The sequence below is a fragment of the Dysgonomonas termitidis genome, assembly GCF_042654545.1.
GTDB lineage: Bacteria > Bacteroidota > Bacteroidia > Bacteroidales > Dysgonomonadaceae > Dysgonomonas > Dysgonomonas termitidis.
The window spans coordinates 76,205-94,112 of record NZ_JBHSGN010000084.1 but is presented as its reverse complement, the minus strand read 5'-3'; the positions used below and the strand labels follow the sequence as shown (position 1 = coordinate 94,112).

Annotated in this window: 9 protein-coding genes; 2 read left to right on the top strand and 7 right to left on the bottom strand. The window is 41.7% G+C overall.

The genetic code is table 11. The features are described from left to right. The first annotated feature begins 738 nt into the window (after nucleotides 1-738). Nucleotides 739-3,234 carry a glycoside hydrolase family 2 TIM barrel-domain containing protein gene (locus ACFO6W_RS14720; RefSeq protein ID WP_379997709.1) on the top strand — a complete coding sequence of 832 codons (2,496 nt, stop codon included), beginning with the start codon at nucleotides 739-741 and terminating at the stop codon, nucleotides 3,232-3,234. A gap of 76 nt (nucleotides 3,235-3,310) precedes the next feature. On the opposite strand, the gene ACFO6W_RS14715 is transcribed toward ACFO6W_RS14720, so the two are convergent. Then, nucleotides 3,311-4,333, bottom strand: coding sequence for an FKBP-type peptidyl-prolyl cis-trans isomerase (locus tag ACFO6W_RS14715; RefSeq protein WP_379997707.1), 1,023 nt, complete (start codon nucleotides 4,331-4,333; stop codon nucleotides 3,311-3,313). A 259-nt stretch (nucleotides 4,334-4,592) separates the two neighbouring features. Here ACFO6W_RS14715 and ACFO6W_RS14710 point away from each other — a divergent pair, with 259 nt between their 5' ends. Further along, nucleotides 4,593-6,428, top strand: coding sequence for a DEAD/DEAH box helicase (locus ACFO6W_RS14710; protein ID WP_379997705.1), 1,836 nt, complete (start codon nucleotides 4,593-4,595; stop codon nucleotides 6,426-6,428). A 100-nt stretch (nucleotides 6,429-6,528) separates the two neighbouring features. Here ACFO6W_RS14710 and ACFO6W_RS14705 read toward each other — a convergent pair whose 3' ends face one another. From ACFO6W_RS14705 to ACFO6W_RS14680, 6 genes are all read right to left on the bottom strand, one after another. Continuing rightward, nucleotides 6,529-7,755, bottom strand: a complete 1,227-nt coding sequence (locus tag ACFO6W_RS14705) for a glycoside hydrolase family 88 protein (protein ID WP_379997715.1) — start codon at nucleotides 7,753-7,755, stop codon at nucleotides 6,529-6,531. 21 nt (nucleotides 7,756-7,776) lie between these two features. Continuing rightward, complete coding sequence (locus ACFO6W_RS14700) at nucleotides 7,777-9,444, bottom strand: glycoside hydrolase family 43 protein (protein ID WP_379997703.1); 1,668 nt, start codon at nucleotides 9,442-9,444, stop codon at nucleotides 7,777-7,779. Then, nucleotides 9,441-12,170 carry a hypothetical protein gene (locus ACFO6W_RS14695; RefSeq protein ID WP_379997701.1) on the bottom strand — a complete coding sequence of 910 codons (2,730 nt, stop codon included), beginning with the start codon at nucleotides 12,168-12,170 and terminating at the stop codon, nucleotides 9,441-9,443. Before ACFO6W_RS14695 ends, ACFO6W_RS14700 begins: the two co-directional genes overlap by 4 nt. 12 nt (nucleotides 12,171-12,182) lie before the next feature. After that, nucleotides 12,183-14,135: a glycoside hydrolase family 97 protein gene (locus tag ACFO6W_RS14690; protein WP_379997699.1), complete on the bottom strand. Its 1,953-nt coding sequence runs from the start codon at nucleotides 14,133-14,135 to the stop codon at nucleotides 12,183-12,185. Between the two features lie 86 nt (nucleotides 14,136-14,221). Beyond that, entirely contained in the window at nucleotides 14,222-15,622 is a 1,401-nt protein-coding gene (locus ACFO6W_RS14685; RefSeq protein WP_379997697.1) for a glycosyl hydrolase family 28 protein, read from the bottom strand. A 248-nt stretch (nucleotides 15,623-15,870) separates the two neighbouring features. Continuing rightward, on the bottom strand, nucleotides 15,871-17,889 hold the full coding sequence (locus ACFO6W_RS14680; protein ID WP_379997695.1) for a RagB/SusD family nutrient uptake outer membrane protein: 2,019 nt from the start codon (nucleotides 17,887-17,889) through the stop codon (nucleotides 15,871-15,873). Between the last annotated feature and the right edge of the window lie 19 nt (nucleotides 17,890-17,908).

The following is a 17,908-nucleotide window of genomic DNA, read 5'->3' as shown; positions in this document are numbered from 1 at the left end:
ACAAATATAAGTATTTTCACTCATCCTTAACGAATTATCAGTTTATCAGCAGACCCTAAAGTAGTTACGAGTTACTTCGCCCTTCGGGCAGTTACGAGTTACAAGTAAACAAGATACAAGTAGACAAGATACGAGATATAAGTTGTTAACTGAAAAGACTGTTACTTTTGTTACTTTTTAACAGTTACGAGTTGCTTCGCCCTGCGGGCAGTTACAAGTTACAAGTTAGTTCACTGTTTACTGCTTACTGTTTACTGTTAACTGACATATCTGTTACCTTTGTTACCTTTTTGGAGAAAGATACGAGAGACAGGTTGTTAACTACTCTCTGACGAGATGCTTCGTTTCCCTCAGCATGACAGACCACGATACTGTTTACTGATGACTGTTTACTGTTAACTGATATATCTGTTACCTTTTTACGTTTTTGCGTCTTTACAAGCGGTTTTTAAATTATGGAGAAAGAATGGTAACAGGGGTTTCTTTAGAAAAGTGACAGGTGAAAAAATATGAAAAAAGTGTCAAGTTTGTCAACTTCTAATAGTTGCGAGTAGCAAGTGGACAAAATACAAGTTGTCCACTGTCATCTGAAGAACAAACTTCTTAACTACCCGATAAATAACCGGATTTATAATATATTGACTCATTTACTATCCTAATTTGCCCTATCTATACCCCATCATATTCTGTCATATATTGTATTTTTGTTAACGCGGAAATTAACAAATTTAATATATCATGAAATTATCAAGATTACTTTCGAGTACCGTTCTATGCTTACTGACATTATCGTTGGCCGGTCAGGTGGGTTTCGGTGAACCGGAGAAGATTAACTCCGGCTGGAAATTTACTTTAAATGATGTCAAAAACGGCCAGACTCCGTCATTGGATGACAAAAGATGGAAAACTGTTGACCTGCCCCATGACTGGAGTGTAAAAGGTCAGCTCAGTCCGACACTTGCCAGCGCCACAGGTTACCTGCCCGGGGGTATAGGCTGGTACCGCAAGATAATTAACGTACCCCAGTCAAAACAAGGGGAAAAAGTATACTTATACTTCGAAGGAGTGTACAATCGTAGTGAAGTGTTTATCAACGGTCAGTCGTTAGGTAAACGTCCGAATGGTTATGTTTCTTTTATGTACGATGCCACTCCCTACATTAAATACGGGGAGGATAATGTGATAGCCGTTCGCGCGGACCATAGCCAGTCGGCAGACTCCCGCTGGTACACAGGTTCGGGTATCTACCGTAATGTATGGATGGTATATGCCAATCCTCTGCATATTGCTCAATGGGGTGTATTTGCCTATCCTAAATCGGTGACGAAGAAACAAGCCATTGTATCCGTAGAGGTGGAAATAGATAATTCCACTGTGAAAGATGCAAATCTGACCATCACGAACGAGTTGTTATCGGCAGACGGGAAAGTAGTTGCAAAAGATTCGAAGAAGTTGCAAATGACAGCCGGAAACAATAAGATAGCGGCGGAACTGAAAGTAAATAATCCTCAGTTATGGGATTTGAATAACCCGAATCTGTACCAGTTAAAGACGGCAGTACTCAAAGATGGCAAAGTTATAGACCAAACCACTACCACTACAGGTATCCGCAACTATACATTCGATCCGAATAAAGGGTTTGCCCTGAATGGTGAATGGATGAAAGTAAAAGGCGTATGCATCCACCACGATGCAGGCGTATTAGGTTCGGCAGTACCAAAAGATGTATGGAAGCGCAGACTACTTACACTGAAAGAGATAGGAGTCAATGCTATCCGGACAAGTCACAACCCTCAGGCGCCGGATCTGTATAGCTTGTGCGATGAGCTTGGCTTGTTAGTGCTCAACGAAGCCTATGACGAATGGGAATTTCCTAAGCGCAAATGGCTGGAAGGCTGGAATGTAGGCACACCCGGATTTCAAGGTAATTTCGATTATTTTGGAGAATGGGGAGAAAAAGACTTGGCAGATATCGTTCGCCGCGACCGTAATCATATATCCGTATTCGCATGGAGTATCGGCAATGAAGTGGATTATCCGAACGATCCTTATTCACACCCGGTATTAGACGGAGGGGCAGCCACAGGCTTTACGCAAGCGATGTTTGGAGGATATAAGAAAGATGCGCCTGATGCCATGCGTCTGGGGGATATAGCTAAACGATTGGTAGCAGTAGTTAAGAAATACGATACATCACGCCCTACAACAGCCGGGCTGGCCGGAGTAGCCATGTCTAATCAGACGGCATATCCCGGAGCGCTGGATATTGCAGGTTATAACTATACCGAGGGTATGTATGCCAAAGATCATCAGACATATCCTGAACGGGTAATTTATGGTAGTGAAAACCGTCATGAACTAAGTGCATGGAAAGCTGCAAGGGATAATGAATATATATTCGGACAATTCCTGTGGACAGGTATAGACTATCTGGGAGAGTCGGGACGCTGGCCGTCAAGAGGCTTTTATTCGGGACTGCTAGACTTCGGAGGCTTTATCAAACCCAGAGGCTATTTCCGCCAGTCGCTTTGGTCGGATAAACCGATGGCTTACCTGGGCACCTATCCTACACCAGGAAAAGGTAGCAAAAGCCAGATGAAAGATGTATGGTCTCAATTGGATGCTGAAAATGAAGGCAATTATGAAGAGAAAACCCCGTCGATGGATGCATGGCCTATATGGAATTATCAGGAAGGACAATCTATCCGTGTAGTAAGCTACACCAATGCGGCAAAAGCCAGACTGGAACTGAACGGAAAAGAGATAGGACAGGCAAAGGATTATGATGATAATACCGGTATTATCTACTGGGATATCCCTTATCAGGCAGGTAAGCTGGAAGTTATAGGAATGGATAAGGATGGTAATGAAACAGCCCGTTACGCCATACAATCTTCCGGACAGCCATATGCACTGACTATTGTCCGATCAGAGAAAGAGATATGCAAAGACAAAGGCCTTGCCCAAATAGTTGTGCAGGTAGTGGACGGGAATGGTGTACCTGTGATGTTGTCCGACAATGAAGTTACCTGCCGTATAATCGGCCCGGCAAAACTACTGGGGCTGGAAGCCAGCAATAACGAAGATATGAGTGACTATACAGATAACAGACACCGCGTCTTTCATGGTCATATACTTGCTTATATACAGTCTACAGGTGAACAGGGAGAAGTTAAAGTCCAGTTTACTTCCCCTTGGTTGAAAACGACTGAAGAAACGATCCTGGTTAAGTAATAAAGTAGCTTATAGTAAAATCGGCGTCAGTAATCCAGTTACTGACGCCGACTTCTATCATACTTTTAATGGTTGCTTATTTAGGGATATCAATCAATTCCACTTCGAAAATGAGATTGGAGAAAGGCTTTATTGAGCCTTGTTCCCTTGCTCCATAGGCCAAATCGTAAGGGATATACAGCATCCATTTTGAACCGACAGGCATCAACTGCAATGCTTCTGTCCATCCCTTGATTACCTGGCCTACGCCAAATGTCGCAGGTTCTCCTCTGTCCAGGCTGCTGTCGAATACGGTTCCGTCAAGCAATGTCCCTTTATAGTGAACAGTCACGCGGTCTGTTGCTGCCGGTTTAGCTCCCGTGCCTTCGGTTATTATCTTATACTGCAAGCCACTGGGTAGTGTCACCACTCCGTTTACGGTCTTATTCTCTGCCATAAATCTATCGCCTTCGGCAATCTGGCTGGCATACTCGGCTTTCATGTCCTCCGCTTTCTTCGCTTCGTTTACCTCCTGAGCTTTTTGAGCGGCTTCCTGTATAATACCTTCTGCTCCTTCTATGAGCAGTTTCTCATCTTTCAGGCTATTGGAAAACGCTGAAACAAAGGCATCGATATTCAGTTTACCGGGTCCGCCTAATATTTCTTTCGAGAAATTATCGGTCATAGTCGAAAGCTGGCTGCCAATTGCCACACCCGAATTGAATGCCGATTTGCTTTTATCTTGCTTTATAGTTTGGGCAAAACCAACCAAAAACTCTTCTAAATTGGCTGTATTGGCTTTGGTCAGGGAATCCAGCTTGGAGGTCATCTCTGCCTTCAGCTTACTTTGTTTTGCGCTATCGTCTTCTTTTTCTATTCTGGATGTATAGTCGGCTCTCACCGCAGCAGTATCCGCTATGACTCCCATCTGTGACAAATAAGGTTTCAACCCGCTTTGTACCATGTTTACACCAAGAGCATAAGAGATGGTATCAGCATGTGTACTGAGGACTGGCTCTGCCGCCGCAACTTTTTTAGGGGTTGTTTTTTTCTGCGCAGGCAAACCTTCCGGGCTTAATATTGCGCACGCAACCAAAGAGAACAGTAATAATTTCTTCATATGACTAATTTTATTTGTTGATGTTCTATGTTTATAGTTTCTGAGAATGTGTATATTATATCGAGATGCAAAAGTAGTATTTTTTATCCGTCTATATCATAACTTCAACAAACTTATTGTGAAATCTTGTAAAAACTTGAAAACTAATCACTACCTTTGCGCGTCCTTAACGGCTGACTCTCTTATGTCGAATATTCTTTGGGGTGGGAGTAGGCCTGTTGAAGGGTTAATTACCACATAAGAATATTTAAAATTTTTAATGAAAACATTTGAAGAATTAGGGGTCGCAGCGAATATCCGCAAAGCGATCGAAGAAATGGGTTACGAGAATCCCATGCCCGTGCAAGAAGAAGTGATTCCATACCTGCTGGGCGAAACAAGCGACATAATTGCATTGGCGCAAACAGGAACCGGCAAAACAGCGGCTTTTGGATTACCTGTACTACAAAAAATAGAAGTAAAAGAAAACGTACCTCAGGCATTGATCCTGTGTCCTACCCGTGAATTATGCTTACAGATAGCAGGCGATCTGGCAGATTATTCAAAATATATTGACAACCTGAGAGTCCTCCCTGTATATGGCGGTTCGAGCATCGAGAGCCAGATTAAATCACTGAAAAGGGGAGTACAGATTATCGTTGCTACTCCGGGGCGTCTGATAGACCTTATCAACCGTAAAACGGTAGATTTGAAGAATATAAAATATGTAGTGCTCGATGAGGCGGACGAAATGCTGAATATGGGCTTTACGGAAAGCATCGATGAGATATTATCTAAAGTACCTGACGAAAGAGTAATGCTGCTTTTCTCGGCTACAATGCCTAAAGAGATTGCCAAGATTACCAAAAAATACATGCAGAGCCCTAAAGAAATTACGATTGGCCGTAAGAATGAAGGGTCGAACAATGTAAAGCATGTATATTATATGGTACATGCAAAGGATAAATATCTGGCGCTAAAACGTATTGCCGATTACTATCCGAATATATACGGTATCATTTTCTGCCGCACCCGCCGCGAAACACAGGAGATTGCCGACAAACTGATACAGGACGGATACAATGCCGATTCCCTGCATGGTGATCTGTCTCAGGCCCAAAGGGACTATGTAATGCAAAAATTCCGCATTCATAATATTCAGTTATTGGTTGCGACCGATGTAGCTGCCCGCGGACTGGACGTCGACAGTCTTACGCATGTTATCAATTACGGATTGCCTGACGATATAGAATCATATACCCACCGTAGCGGACGTACAGGCCGTGCAGGTAAAACAGGTACATCCATCTCTATTGTCCATGTAAAAGAGAAGGGTAAAATCAGGGAAATTGAGAAAATCATCAATAAGAAATTCGAACAGGGAGTAATTCCTTCGGGAGAAGCCATTTGTGAAAAACAATTGTTCAGCCTTGTTGACAGAATAGAGAAAGTGAAGGTGAATGAAGATGAAATATCGAACCTTCTCCCATCTGTATACAGGAAACTCGACTGGCTGGAAAAAGAAGATATTATAAAGCGTGTTGTGGCCCTTGAATTTAACCGATTGATCGATTATTATCGTGATGCGGATGAAATAGAGGCCCCTTCCGACCGCTTCTCCAAAGGAGATGATAAATCATATCCCCGTCGCAAAGACCGCGAACGTTCCGACCGGTCTTCGGGAGGTACACGTTCGGCGGAAAGAGGTTATTCACGGCTGTTTATCAATATCGGACGTACAGACAGTGTAAATCCTGCAACGCTCATGGGATTGGTAAACGATTTTGTACCCGAGAAGGTGAACATCGGACGTATCGACATCATGCAAAACTTCTCCTTCTTTGAAGTACCCGAAAAGGATGCCCAGAAAGTGATAAGCGCAATGAGCCGTCAGGAACAGAACGGCCGTCGCATATCTGTAGAAGTAGCCCAAGGTGGTGGTGGCGGAGACCGGGGAAATTCCGGGGCTTCCCGTTTCGAAAGAGGTGGCGGTTATCGTGGAAACAGCGGTTCTTCACGTTCTGATAAGGGATCGAAAAGAAGCTCGGATTTCAAATCGTCAAAACCATCGGACAAAGGACATCGTAAAGGAGGACGCAAGCCGAAGTTTTCCTGATAGAAGCCTAAGTTGACATATATATAAACGTCAGTTACTTTATTAAAATAGAATAAGTAACTGGCGTTTACTTATATTTGCTATTACTTATTCGGTAACCTCATTTCTTAAAGTTGTCTGTAACAGATAAACCCTCTTTCATTTTCTTATACCTGATCAATGCTTCGATGTAATAATAATCGGCATAATTGATAGAAGCATCCACTTCCGATTTATTAGGCCAGTGACCTACGCTGTGCAATAAGAACGAAGGTTTACTTCCCCTGCTTTGATACTTATCTGAAGATAGTTCGATTAACATTTTTGTAGCTGCAGTTTTATACTCTTCAGCTTTCACTCTGTTATCCTCCAATTGAGAGAGTTCGAGTAATGCAGAGGCGACAATGGCTGATGCTGATGCATCTTTCGGTTCATCCGGTATATCAGGTGCGTTAAAATCCCAATAGGGAACATATTCATTCTCAGGCAATCTGTTTAGATAAAGATCCGTTACTTTTTCAGCAAAGCGCAGGAACTGTTTGTCTCCCGTTTCCCTGTAAACCATTGTATAGCCGTAAATAGCCCATGCCTGCCCCCTGGCCCATAGTGTACTGTCGGCATAACCCTGATGAGTTACTCCTTTAATAAAATGGCCGTCAATGGTATCATATACTGCTACATGGAAATTGCCCCCATCTTCACGGAACTGATATTTCATAGTTGTTTCCGCATGCCTTGTCGCTATATCGTACAATCTCTTACCGCCTCCATTTCTTGCTGCCCAATACAACATTTCCAGATTTATCATATTATCCATAATTGTATTATGAGGCCAGTTATTAGGTTCCACCTCACGCGGCCATGACAGTATTGTTCCGACTCTGGGGTTGAACAAAGTAGCCAATGTGTCTGCAGCATTAAGCACAATCTGCTTATATTTTTCATTACCCGTAAGGCGGTATCCATTTCCATAACTGCAAAATATCTGGAAGCCTAAATCATGATCATAGGCCGGAAGCATTGTCAATGGTTCTAATAAATCAGTATAAAATAAAGCTGCATCGGAGTCGCTGATATTTCTGGTATTTTCATAGTTGTACCAAAGAATTCCCGGCCAGAAACCGACCGTCCACTCGCTTATATCTATAGGAACAAGTCTCCAGTGGGAGAGGCTATCCATGATATTACGGGGTATCATCTTCCGATCTCCGATTTCGGACAGCGTCTTTTGTATCTGCACATTACAATACAAAAGTTCTTTATCTACAGCTAAAGTACCTGCTATTTCTTTTTCTGAACAGGACATAAGTAACGCGGCACAGCCAAGTCCCCAAATGATTCTTTTTATTTTCATGTTTTATTGAATTTCTTATTTTTCTATCCTAAACCAGTCGACATCCATCCATGAACGTGGAGTATCCGACACTTGATTCATTATAAACATTCCAACTTTTGCTCCTATCCATTTTCCTTGCCTGGCTTGGAATGGTTCTCCTATTTCTTTATATTTCCTTCCGTCTGTACTATATGAGAAGGAGCATTTCCCACCTTCTTTGACAATTATGCGAAAATAGAATTCCGTATTTTCCAATTTGGTCTGGTAATTATACTTTATATCTGTCTCCAGATTATCCAATGATATTTTCGCCAGAATTTTTTCTCCTGTTTTTTGCTCTGCATCCGTACATCCGACTTGTTGCAGTTCATAATCATTACCTCTCTTCACCAATGCGATATATGAGTAATCCCATCCCATCATTATCAGGCCGGCTTTATCTCCTTCATTCTGAAGGACAGTTGTTACCTTCATCGTTGCTGTAAATTCAGGAGCCGAGAGTTTTTGCATCAGGAGATTGGGGATATCCCATACATTAGTAAAATTGTCAGGATAATATTGTCCGTACATACGGATATATCCATCGGCAGAAGGGAAAGCCCATCCTTGCCGGGGATTGGCGTGCCACGACCATTGTAGTCCCAGTTTTGCTGTATTGAATTCATCACTCTCTACCGGAGTTTCCACCGGATGTACTTTACCTGTATTTGGCTTTCTATAAGAGAAAACAGGTTCACCGCAATAATTTTTATCGTTTATACCCATCACAGGCCAACCATCTTTCCATGTCACAGGCTGCAGATGTATGATGCGTCCGTATGGTCCTTTGTCCTGAAAGTGGATAAACCACGATTCTCCTGTTTGTGTTTCTACCAGCCCACCCTGATGCGGACCATTTATACTGGTGTTGCCCTGGTCAAGAACTCTCTTTACCTCGTACGGGCCATATATATTTTTTGAACGGAGCGCTATCTGCCAGCCCATTGCAACACCTCCGGCAGGAGCCAGCAAATAATAGTAACCATCTTTCTTATAGAATTTCCCGCCTTCCACTGTATGATTTACTCCGTCGTTTCCGTTGAAAATCAGGGATTCTTCACCTATAACCTTTGTTCCGTCTTCATTCATTTCACATACGGTCATCACACTATTGAAACCGGCCCGGCTACCGGCCCATGCATGGGTAAGGTAGACCTTTCCATCGTCATCGAACAGAGGGCTGGGGTCTATCCTTCCTTTTCCGGGAAGTACAAGTACCGGCTTATCCCATCTGCCTAAGATATCTTTTGTCTTAACTACATATATGCCGAAATCGGGATCACCCCAGTAAATCATATACTCACCTTTATGATAGCGGATACATGGAGCCCAGATACCTTTTCCGTGCTGTACCCTGTCAAAGAAACCCGCAGGTTCCACTCCTTCCATATAGAGATCAGAGAGAGCATAGTTTATTATCTTCCAGTTCACTAAATCCTTTGAATGGAGAACAGGCAATCCCGGAACGCAATTGAAACTCGATGCGGTCATGTAAAAGTCATCGCCTGTACGAATGACATCGGGGTCGGAGTAATCTGCATAAAGAACAGGGTTCTTGTATGTCCCATTGCCTTGGTCAGATATCCATACCTGCGATTTGTAAGTTTGAGAATTGGCTATTATACAAGTGAATAAACTTATCGTCAATATTATTCCCTTCATAAAGTAATCTTTTGATAAACAGTTTTCTCCATCGCTTTTTCTTTTCCTCTCGCATTGGTTATTGTGACTGGCTTATCACAAGTAAAATAGTATTCTCCGTTTTTATATTCCAATATGGCATTTGTTTTTTTATTAGCTTCGATAGTAAAACCTCTTGCCTGTACCAGTGTTCCATTGCCTAAGAATATGATAAAGTCCTTTCCACCCTCACTTACCATTACATAAGTTGCGTTTGCAGACATATTATTATATGATACTTTTTCATCTTTTACCGACGAGAAAATATAGTCCGTCCTGCCCGGTTTACTTTTTACAATCAATCCTACAAAATCATTTGATGCAGTATCCGCTTCAAATGATTGGACAGACTCAATTGATTTTCCCCCATTTTCAGTTGTCGGTTCAAATATGGAAACAAACGGATGCGTCCAGGCCTCCCCATACTGACGGGCAGCAATAGTAAGAAAGGGCTCTTTTCCCACTTCGTAGGGAACACCATGATTCCCCCTGAAATTATCGGTTGGAGGAGCTTTGATCGAAAATACTTCTCTGTCAGGGTAGCCTTTCATCCAAAGATTCATATAGATATGATTATTATCCGGGGTCGACATCTTCCATACGGCCTGATAATCTTTATTCGTTTTTACCGATTTCTTGTCCCACATATAATCGAGGGCAAAGAGATGCCCTCCGGCAAATGCCATATCATCGCTCGGTAGTAAGTTTAATGGTTGTCCTTTGGAATCTTGAATAAATAATTCTTGTCCGAGATTATGATAGAAATAATCGTGATATTTATCTCCTTCGCGCTGTTTTCTGGAACGGAATATATCTATATAATATCCTGTTGTTTCACTGGTTCTTACAATGCTAAGGAAACGGTTTTGATCGCTGCGGCTCTCAGGTTCAAGGAAATAAGCGTCGGAATAGGTGATATCCGGATAATACCCGGTCAATTGCCCTGATTGCGGATAGCAACCAAGCAGATCGAAAGGATGATTGCTTAACATCTCAGGGTATTTGGATATGCCGTCTACCATTACCGTATTATGGGCCGGGAACTGCGAATAATATTCCAGATAGGGCGCCTGAAAATAAGACGATCCCCTTCCGGATTCAGCCCCCAGTATATAGCCCTTTCCATACAATTCCATCGAAATACCGTTTGAATGCATATGATTTCCTAAAGAGGCATACTGGGATATCATCAGCCCGTTCTCTTTATTATTATATCCGCTACGTTGAACAAACCAGCTTACATTAGGAGCATAGAATGTCTGAGTCACATAATCATCAAGTTTTCCTCTTTCGATGTTCGTATCCAGTACAAGAGGTTTACCGGTAAAGAACGAGTAAATCTGAGGCGGAAGTTTTTCCGGTTTCTCACTTTCCCGTTCTGCATCAGGATCAAAGAGCCTGTACATTTTAGTATATAAATTTTCATTCTCTTTGTCCCCATATTTCTGCGACATGCGTATCATATCGCTGAAAGCCTCTGTATTAATAGTATTGTAATGCGTGTCGCCAAATGCGGTTATCATTCCATTCGGGAACAGATATTGAGGCAGCATTCTTACAGCTTTTCCCATCACAGGAGTGTAGGGGAGAAGATTCTGATTAAATGTATTGTCATAATCCCGGATAAAATTAGTCAGGTCCTTTGTTACTCCCTGCGCGTATCCGGGACATTCGCTCCATACCCCGTTATCAGGATCATAGCCATATTCCATGAATTTGGTTAAAGACCACTGGCGGGCTGAGGATTTGTTGAGTATATAGTCGATATAATATTCCCGGCCTTTGCTGTCGGCATAAGCCTTATTATCTTCCAAGACCATTGCCACTTTCAGTATAAATTTGGCCTGATGCAGGTTCCAGTTGTTTTGAGGCACACCGTTCTTTATGGTTATATCTATCCATTTCTTGAATGTAGCCGTATACAGATCCATTTTATCCTGATGATTTGCCTTTATATAAGGATATAGGAAATCATACAGACAGGCCAGTTCATTCAATATACGTTCCTGTATCACCTCAAAAGTAGATAGTCCCACAAGTGTCTGCACATGCCCATTATTCAGATCGACAGGTTCATTACGGTAATACATACCTGTCATGTAAGTATCGAAAAGGTCGAATGCGAACTTTGCATATTTCTCATCATCAGTCAGCCAATAGATAAAAGCTGCATCTTTGCCTATACCCATTATTTGTTCATTGATACTTTCTATCCCCGAAGCGTTTGATTGTTCTCCCCATTCGAGAGGCCGCCCTTCTTTCTTTGTATTATGAAAATAAACCCCTTTGGTATCGTCCATGTAAGGAATGATATCTTCTATTTCAGGCCGGCTGTAAACCGATGCCCCTCCGCGCGAACTACCGAAACGTACTGTTGGCACAGGTGCTTTTCCATCAGCATGTGAATATACTCCACCCCGTATATATACATTGGTAGCCTTGCTCTTCCAATACATCATCAGACGGGAATAAAGCCAGTCGGGTTGTATTTGTGTATTAGCTACATATGGATCGATACGGTTCAGGATGCCCAGCTTTACCTCTTTAGCCCAGGGCTCTGTTTCAATTTGTTTTTGCACGACAGGTTTATAACCGGGTGTTGTCAGCAAACGGGGATGTGTCTGCGGCAGATTCTGAGGCAAGGGTATCTGACTATAAGACAAATGGCAAATAAGACTGGTAATAAGCAATATATATAATCTTTTCATTGTCCTCTTTATTTACAGTATCGCATTCTTTTTATATACTTTATATCTCTTCATATCTTCTTTTACTGCAGGGATTAAGTGGATTGTACAGCCCCCTTTTTCCTTTAACTGAAATTGAAGGATAGTCGTACTATCTACTATCAAACGGGTTACTTTGACTTTCGTAACAGTTTCGGCATTATCATCATCTGTATAGATACTTGCAACATATCTCTGCCCTGTTTGAAGAAAATCAAGGGGAGTATTAATCATACGTGCATCATTATTACCTATCGTACCTAAAAACCATTCTTTTCCGTTGCGACGCGCAATTGTCACATACTCCCCTATATAATCATGGATAACCTTTGTATCATCAAACGTCACCGGTATGTTGTCGAAAAATTCCAGCTCCGGAACTTCTTCTATCCGTGCAGGTGTATCGTACCAATATAGAGTTTGTAGTGGGCTGTAATATATTACGGGAAATGCGAGCTGGTGCGCATGTGTGTTCTTAATACGCGGATCGAAATAACAAACCGTATAATCGGCCGCTCCTGCAATCATTCGGGTGAAGGGCAATATTGTATTGTGTGTTGCGTCCGGGAACTCTTCATTCCCGCGGATGCCTTCCTGTGTCAGCAGATTGGGATATGTACGGCTATACCCTGTGGGACGGTATTCGTCATGGATATTTACCATCAGATTATTGTCCGCAGCTTTCTTCACCAATTCATGCAGCCATGCAGACCATCCTTGTGTCTGATACTGGACAAAGCCAAATTTAACCCCAGCCAGTCCCCATTCTTTATAAACCGGAAATATCTTATCTGCTTGGTGCTGTAATGCATGTTGATTGACATATACCCATACACCTATTCCTTTCGATTTGCCATATCTGACAACTTCTTTCATATCCAGATCCGTTACTGTCACTTCACTTGCATCTGATCTGAAATCCATAGACGGCCCGTACCATTTCCAATCGAAAAGGATATATTGCATCTTATGCCTTTCGCAGAAATCGATACAGGCTTTTGCATTGGCTGTAGTCAGGGTTGTTTCCCGCATTATTTTACCCGGTTTTACCCAGTCGGTATTTGTTATTTTATTGGATTCGTTCAGATTCAGTATGATATCGTTGTTTTCCAATAATTTTCCGATTCTCTCTGCTGCCATTACGACTCTCCAAGGTGTCCCGAATGGGGTTACCATATCGGAGATACTATAGAGCGATACCTGAACCGTATTCTTTTTATATTTCGATAGTTTGAACATGGCGCGGGCAAAGTCTACTTGCTGTGCCTCGGTAATACATGCATACAGAGAATCGGAAATCCTCATCGTCAAAGGGCGTTCACTTTCATCGTCCCAATCTGATAATGGCTTCTCATAATACGGAGCTTGTGCCCATTGCGTCCACCATGCAGTAGTCCTCTCCGGCATGGTAAATTCGGTATTTTCTGCAGTAATTTTATGATAAATAGCTTCGGGATGCATTGGAAAATAATAACGGAAAGCGATTCCTTCGTTATATGCACGCACCTCTATACTCATCTTATATTGCGATTTATCTCTGCGTGAGAAATGGATCTTAGCACCATTATAATTATCCTTTATTTCCGAACGTTCTCCATATAGGGGCTTCCATGTTTCGTTATGTGAAGAGGTTTCTACATTATCAAAGACCATCACATCGTTCCATGATTCCGGTTGTTTCCAGAACTTGGCTAGTGCACGTTCCCAGATATGATTATCGAGCCGGATATCCAGCTTTGACTCCAATATTACAGGTTGGTTATTGTAGCTGACGGTATAGAATATAGCCAGAGTTCCATCTGTATTTTTCTTCTGGTAAAGCCCGAATATATGTTTGCCGTCAGGTGAAACAACCTTTGTGCGGGTGGTTTCAATTATAGATTGAGCCGAAATTGTAGCTGCTGATAACGATATAAAAATAAGGAATATCAATAATGCTTTTTTCATGGATATTAATATATAGTTTATTGTACGTATAGATAATCCGGTTTACGATCTTTCACAAATTCTTTATAATGTTGTTTTTACCTTTGTTATTCTAATGTTATTTCATCCGTAAATTTTCCAATTCTGAAATTTCCGTCCTCAAAGCTTTTAATCCTTTTTCCATTGATTACAATATTCTCAAAACTTATATTTCCAACTCGCCGGCTATCATCATACCCTTCTATAACGGAAGGATTTTCTCCGTATCCATTGTAGTATATATTCTTGAAAGTGATATTTTCAATCCCTTTTCCCGGTCCGGTATTATATTTTTTGTTATACATTACACGTACATGAAAGAGTTGTCCCTCCTGAATATTTTCTACACGGATATCTTCGAAATGTATATTTCTTGCCAGATTATGATCCCCGACATTAATAGCCATACATCCCTGGTAATCCCTGTCGTCTTCATCATGTTCTAAAATGTCAATATTGCGAAATATTATATTTTCCATTACTTCATCTCCCGTCTCGGTATTTCCATGTGTCCCCAAATTGATAGGGTGAGCTATATCTGCCCATAATGTGGAATTTTGAACAACAATATTGCGTGAATCTCCGTAAAAATCCCATCTATGATTGTAGACGGCAATACAATCATCTGAGTTGCGCATGAATACTCCATCGACAAGGACATCTTCACAGCAGAAGAAATCGAGCCCATCACCCCATCCCTGATAGCTGAATGATTTTATATTTTGTATGGTTATATTTTTTGTCATTCCTGCTGCAAGAGAATTGTACCGGGGATTGAGAATTATTATACCGTCGACAGTTATATTTTTACAATAATCGGCACTGATACCATTGGCCGATGGTGAAAATATAATTCCCCGGCCATATATCTTGACATTTTCGGAATTACTACAGTCGATTTTGCCATTCAACACGGCACCGCCTTCCAGGAATACAGTTGTATTTGAAGCAACTTTAAATACTCCTGTAGAATCGGGTTTATGAAGACCGGCATCGAAATATATAATATCGGGGGCGTTCTTATCGGGTATCTCCTTGATGATATCGCCTGCAAACAGATGTAAATTATGTAGCCTGTCTCCGTTAAACTCTATTGATAAGTTCTGAGGCTTATCGAGCGTAAAGGTTATTGAATTGCCTTTTATCTCGGGTACGATGCCTTCTGCCAGAGGGCGGATAACTGCAGATAATAAATTGCCGTTATTTAACTGAACACTGACTTCTACTGTTCCGGAGAAATCAAAATAGACCATTGATGCACGGCTACGCGTATCCGCATCCACCATAGCATAATTTTCGAAAAGGTCGACCCATTCTTCACCCTGATGTCTCACCTTTACTGTAAAATCGTCATTATGCCATGCATAATAGAATTCCTTTGGTACAGAGTAGGTTATTATCTCTGCTATGGCAACGGAAGTACAAACAAAACAAAGTAAAATAATAATCCAAATGCTTTTTAAATTCATATTTGTTCTTTTTAGGTTACAGACCTGTTTATTAGGTTTATATGTATGCAACAATAGTTCTTTATAATTAAATATTGTCACACTAGATTTAACTCTTATTTACTTCTAATTTATTTTTAAGAACCAGAACTATTATCTATTCCGGCTATAGATAAAATAATAAAGAAAATCAATTGTAGCCTCCACATTAAGGATGGAAGCTACAATAATCCTTATTTATTATCATGCGAAAGATATATCTTTATTTGTTACCATCCCGGGTTTTGCTTTAACGCCGGATTCAATCTCATCTGATTGAGAGGAACCGGACTAAGATAGTCCCGTTGCGAATAAAGCAGATTACCAGATAAAGTTGCTATTGAACGCCCGTAATCAGGGTCGTTCACACCACTACCTTCATATACACCATGCGCCAGCGGATATTCTTCGGGATAATAAGCCGGCTGCCCATGATATACGGCGTCATTCGCTTTTGCGGTCATATATTCAGTTCCGTATACATGCCGTCCCAACTTTTGTCCTTTAAGGTTGATATGTGCTATTCCCCAACGTTTCAGGTCATCTTCACGAAACCCTTCTCCATATAATTCACAAGCCCGTTCGCGGCGAATCTCATCCAGCATGTTCATTTTTTTACATACTGTTTTACCTTGTGCATGATCCCACCATCCGGCATCCCAGACATTGGCTATCAAGGCATTTGTCAGAGGGGCTACTCCTGCTCTGGCTCTGTTCTTATTAATGGAGAAATTAAGGTCATTATCTGAAATCGTTCCTTCGCCCAGTTCTACTGCTGCTTCGGCATATATCAGGTGTACCTCGGCCAGACGAATGAGAGGGTAATCGGCAGACTCTGTATTGGTAGCCCTATTCGCTCCTTCGATGGCAAACTTACGGCTGCCATATCCATTATGCGTGCTATTTCCCCGGAGGGTAGGGACATAAATAGTATGTTTGTTGCCAAATGCAGGATCGTTCGGATTGTATGGGACTTCGGGATATGCAGGGTCGGGATAAGGTTTTCCCTGCTCTTTCAGGGCTCCGCCGTCTTCAGTCCTGCTACTCCAGTATGGACGGTCAGGCATAAATGTACTACCGATAAACCTGTAATCGCGGTTACGGAATTCATCATAAAAGCGTTCAAACCCTAAAAACTGGGGATTATTCTGTGCGTCAGTGATATTACCTGTATAGCTGACGCGTACCGGCAATCCGTTTCTACACAGGAAAGATTCACCAAACACAGCGCTGATACCCGCTGCCTGCCATGTAAATACAGTGTGTGAAAGATTGATACCACCTTTAAGAAGGTCATAGTCATACTTCTTGCTAAAGATAAACTCTTTGTTTGTTGCTTTTCCTGCCCCTTTAAAGTTTGGCATATTACCACCCTTATCATCTATATTGAGAAGATAGTAATAGCTTAAAGAGTCACACTTATTCCAAAGTTCGAAGGTTCCTGTCTCGGCTTCTGTAATGACTTCCCCGGCCAGAGTTTTAGCTTCGGTCAGCATTTGCTGAATAGATGGGTAACTTGCCGGCCTGGCATTACCGGCCCCTATGGAACTACCATCTCCATCGAGGTCGTAACCAATACCCGTAACGTATTTTTCCCAAGTTGCTTCATAAAGCAGTACCCGTGCCAAAAATGATTTTGCGGCTTCATTGCTGACTTTACCCTTATCTGCCGCGGCAATATCTTTTTCTTTAGGGAGTAAAGGAATCGCCGACTTCAGATCGGAAATGATAAAATCCGCAACTTCGTAGCGGCTGTTTCTTGCACCATAAAGAACCGGATCATTCACATCCATTACATGATCTGCGACAGGTATCCCGCCAAACTTCTGCAAGAGATAAAAATGCTGCCATGCACGGAAGAAATAGGCGGTACCAATTGCTGCGCTGATTTCCGATTTATTTCCTGCATATTCGTTGGCTTTGGTCAATAAGATATTGCAATTGCGAATATAACTATAGGGTTTATCCCATTGAAAGTTACTTTCTACGGCAGAACCGCCCCCGTTATTGCCAAGACCTGAAATATCGAGATTCTGATCCATTTTATAATATGTAGGTTTATCGTTATAATCTTTCCATCCTTCCAGATTATACAGACCGTTTGCTGCCTGCTTAAAATGATCCGGAGTAGTAAAGAAGATAGCCTCAGTTCCTTGTGACAGCGGCTCTTTATCAAGGAAATCGCTACATCCCGTCAGTAATGCCAATAACATTACCGGTGAAAATATTTTACTTATAATAGATTTCATTTGTTCAAATTTAATGATT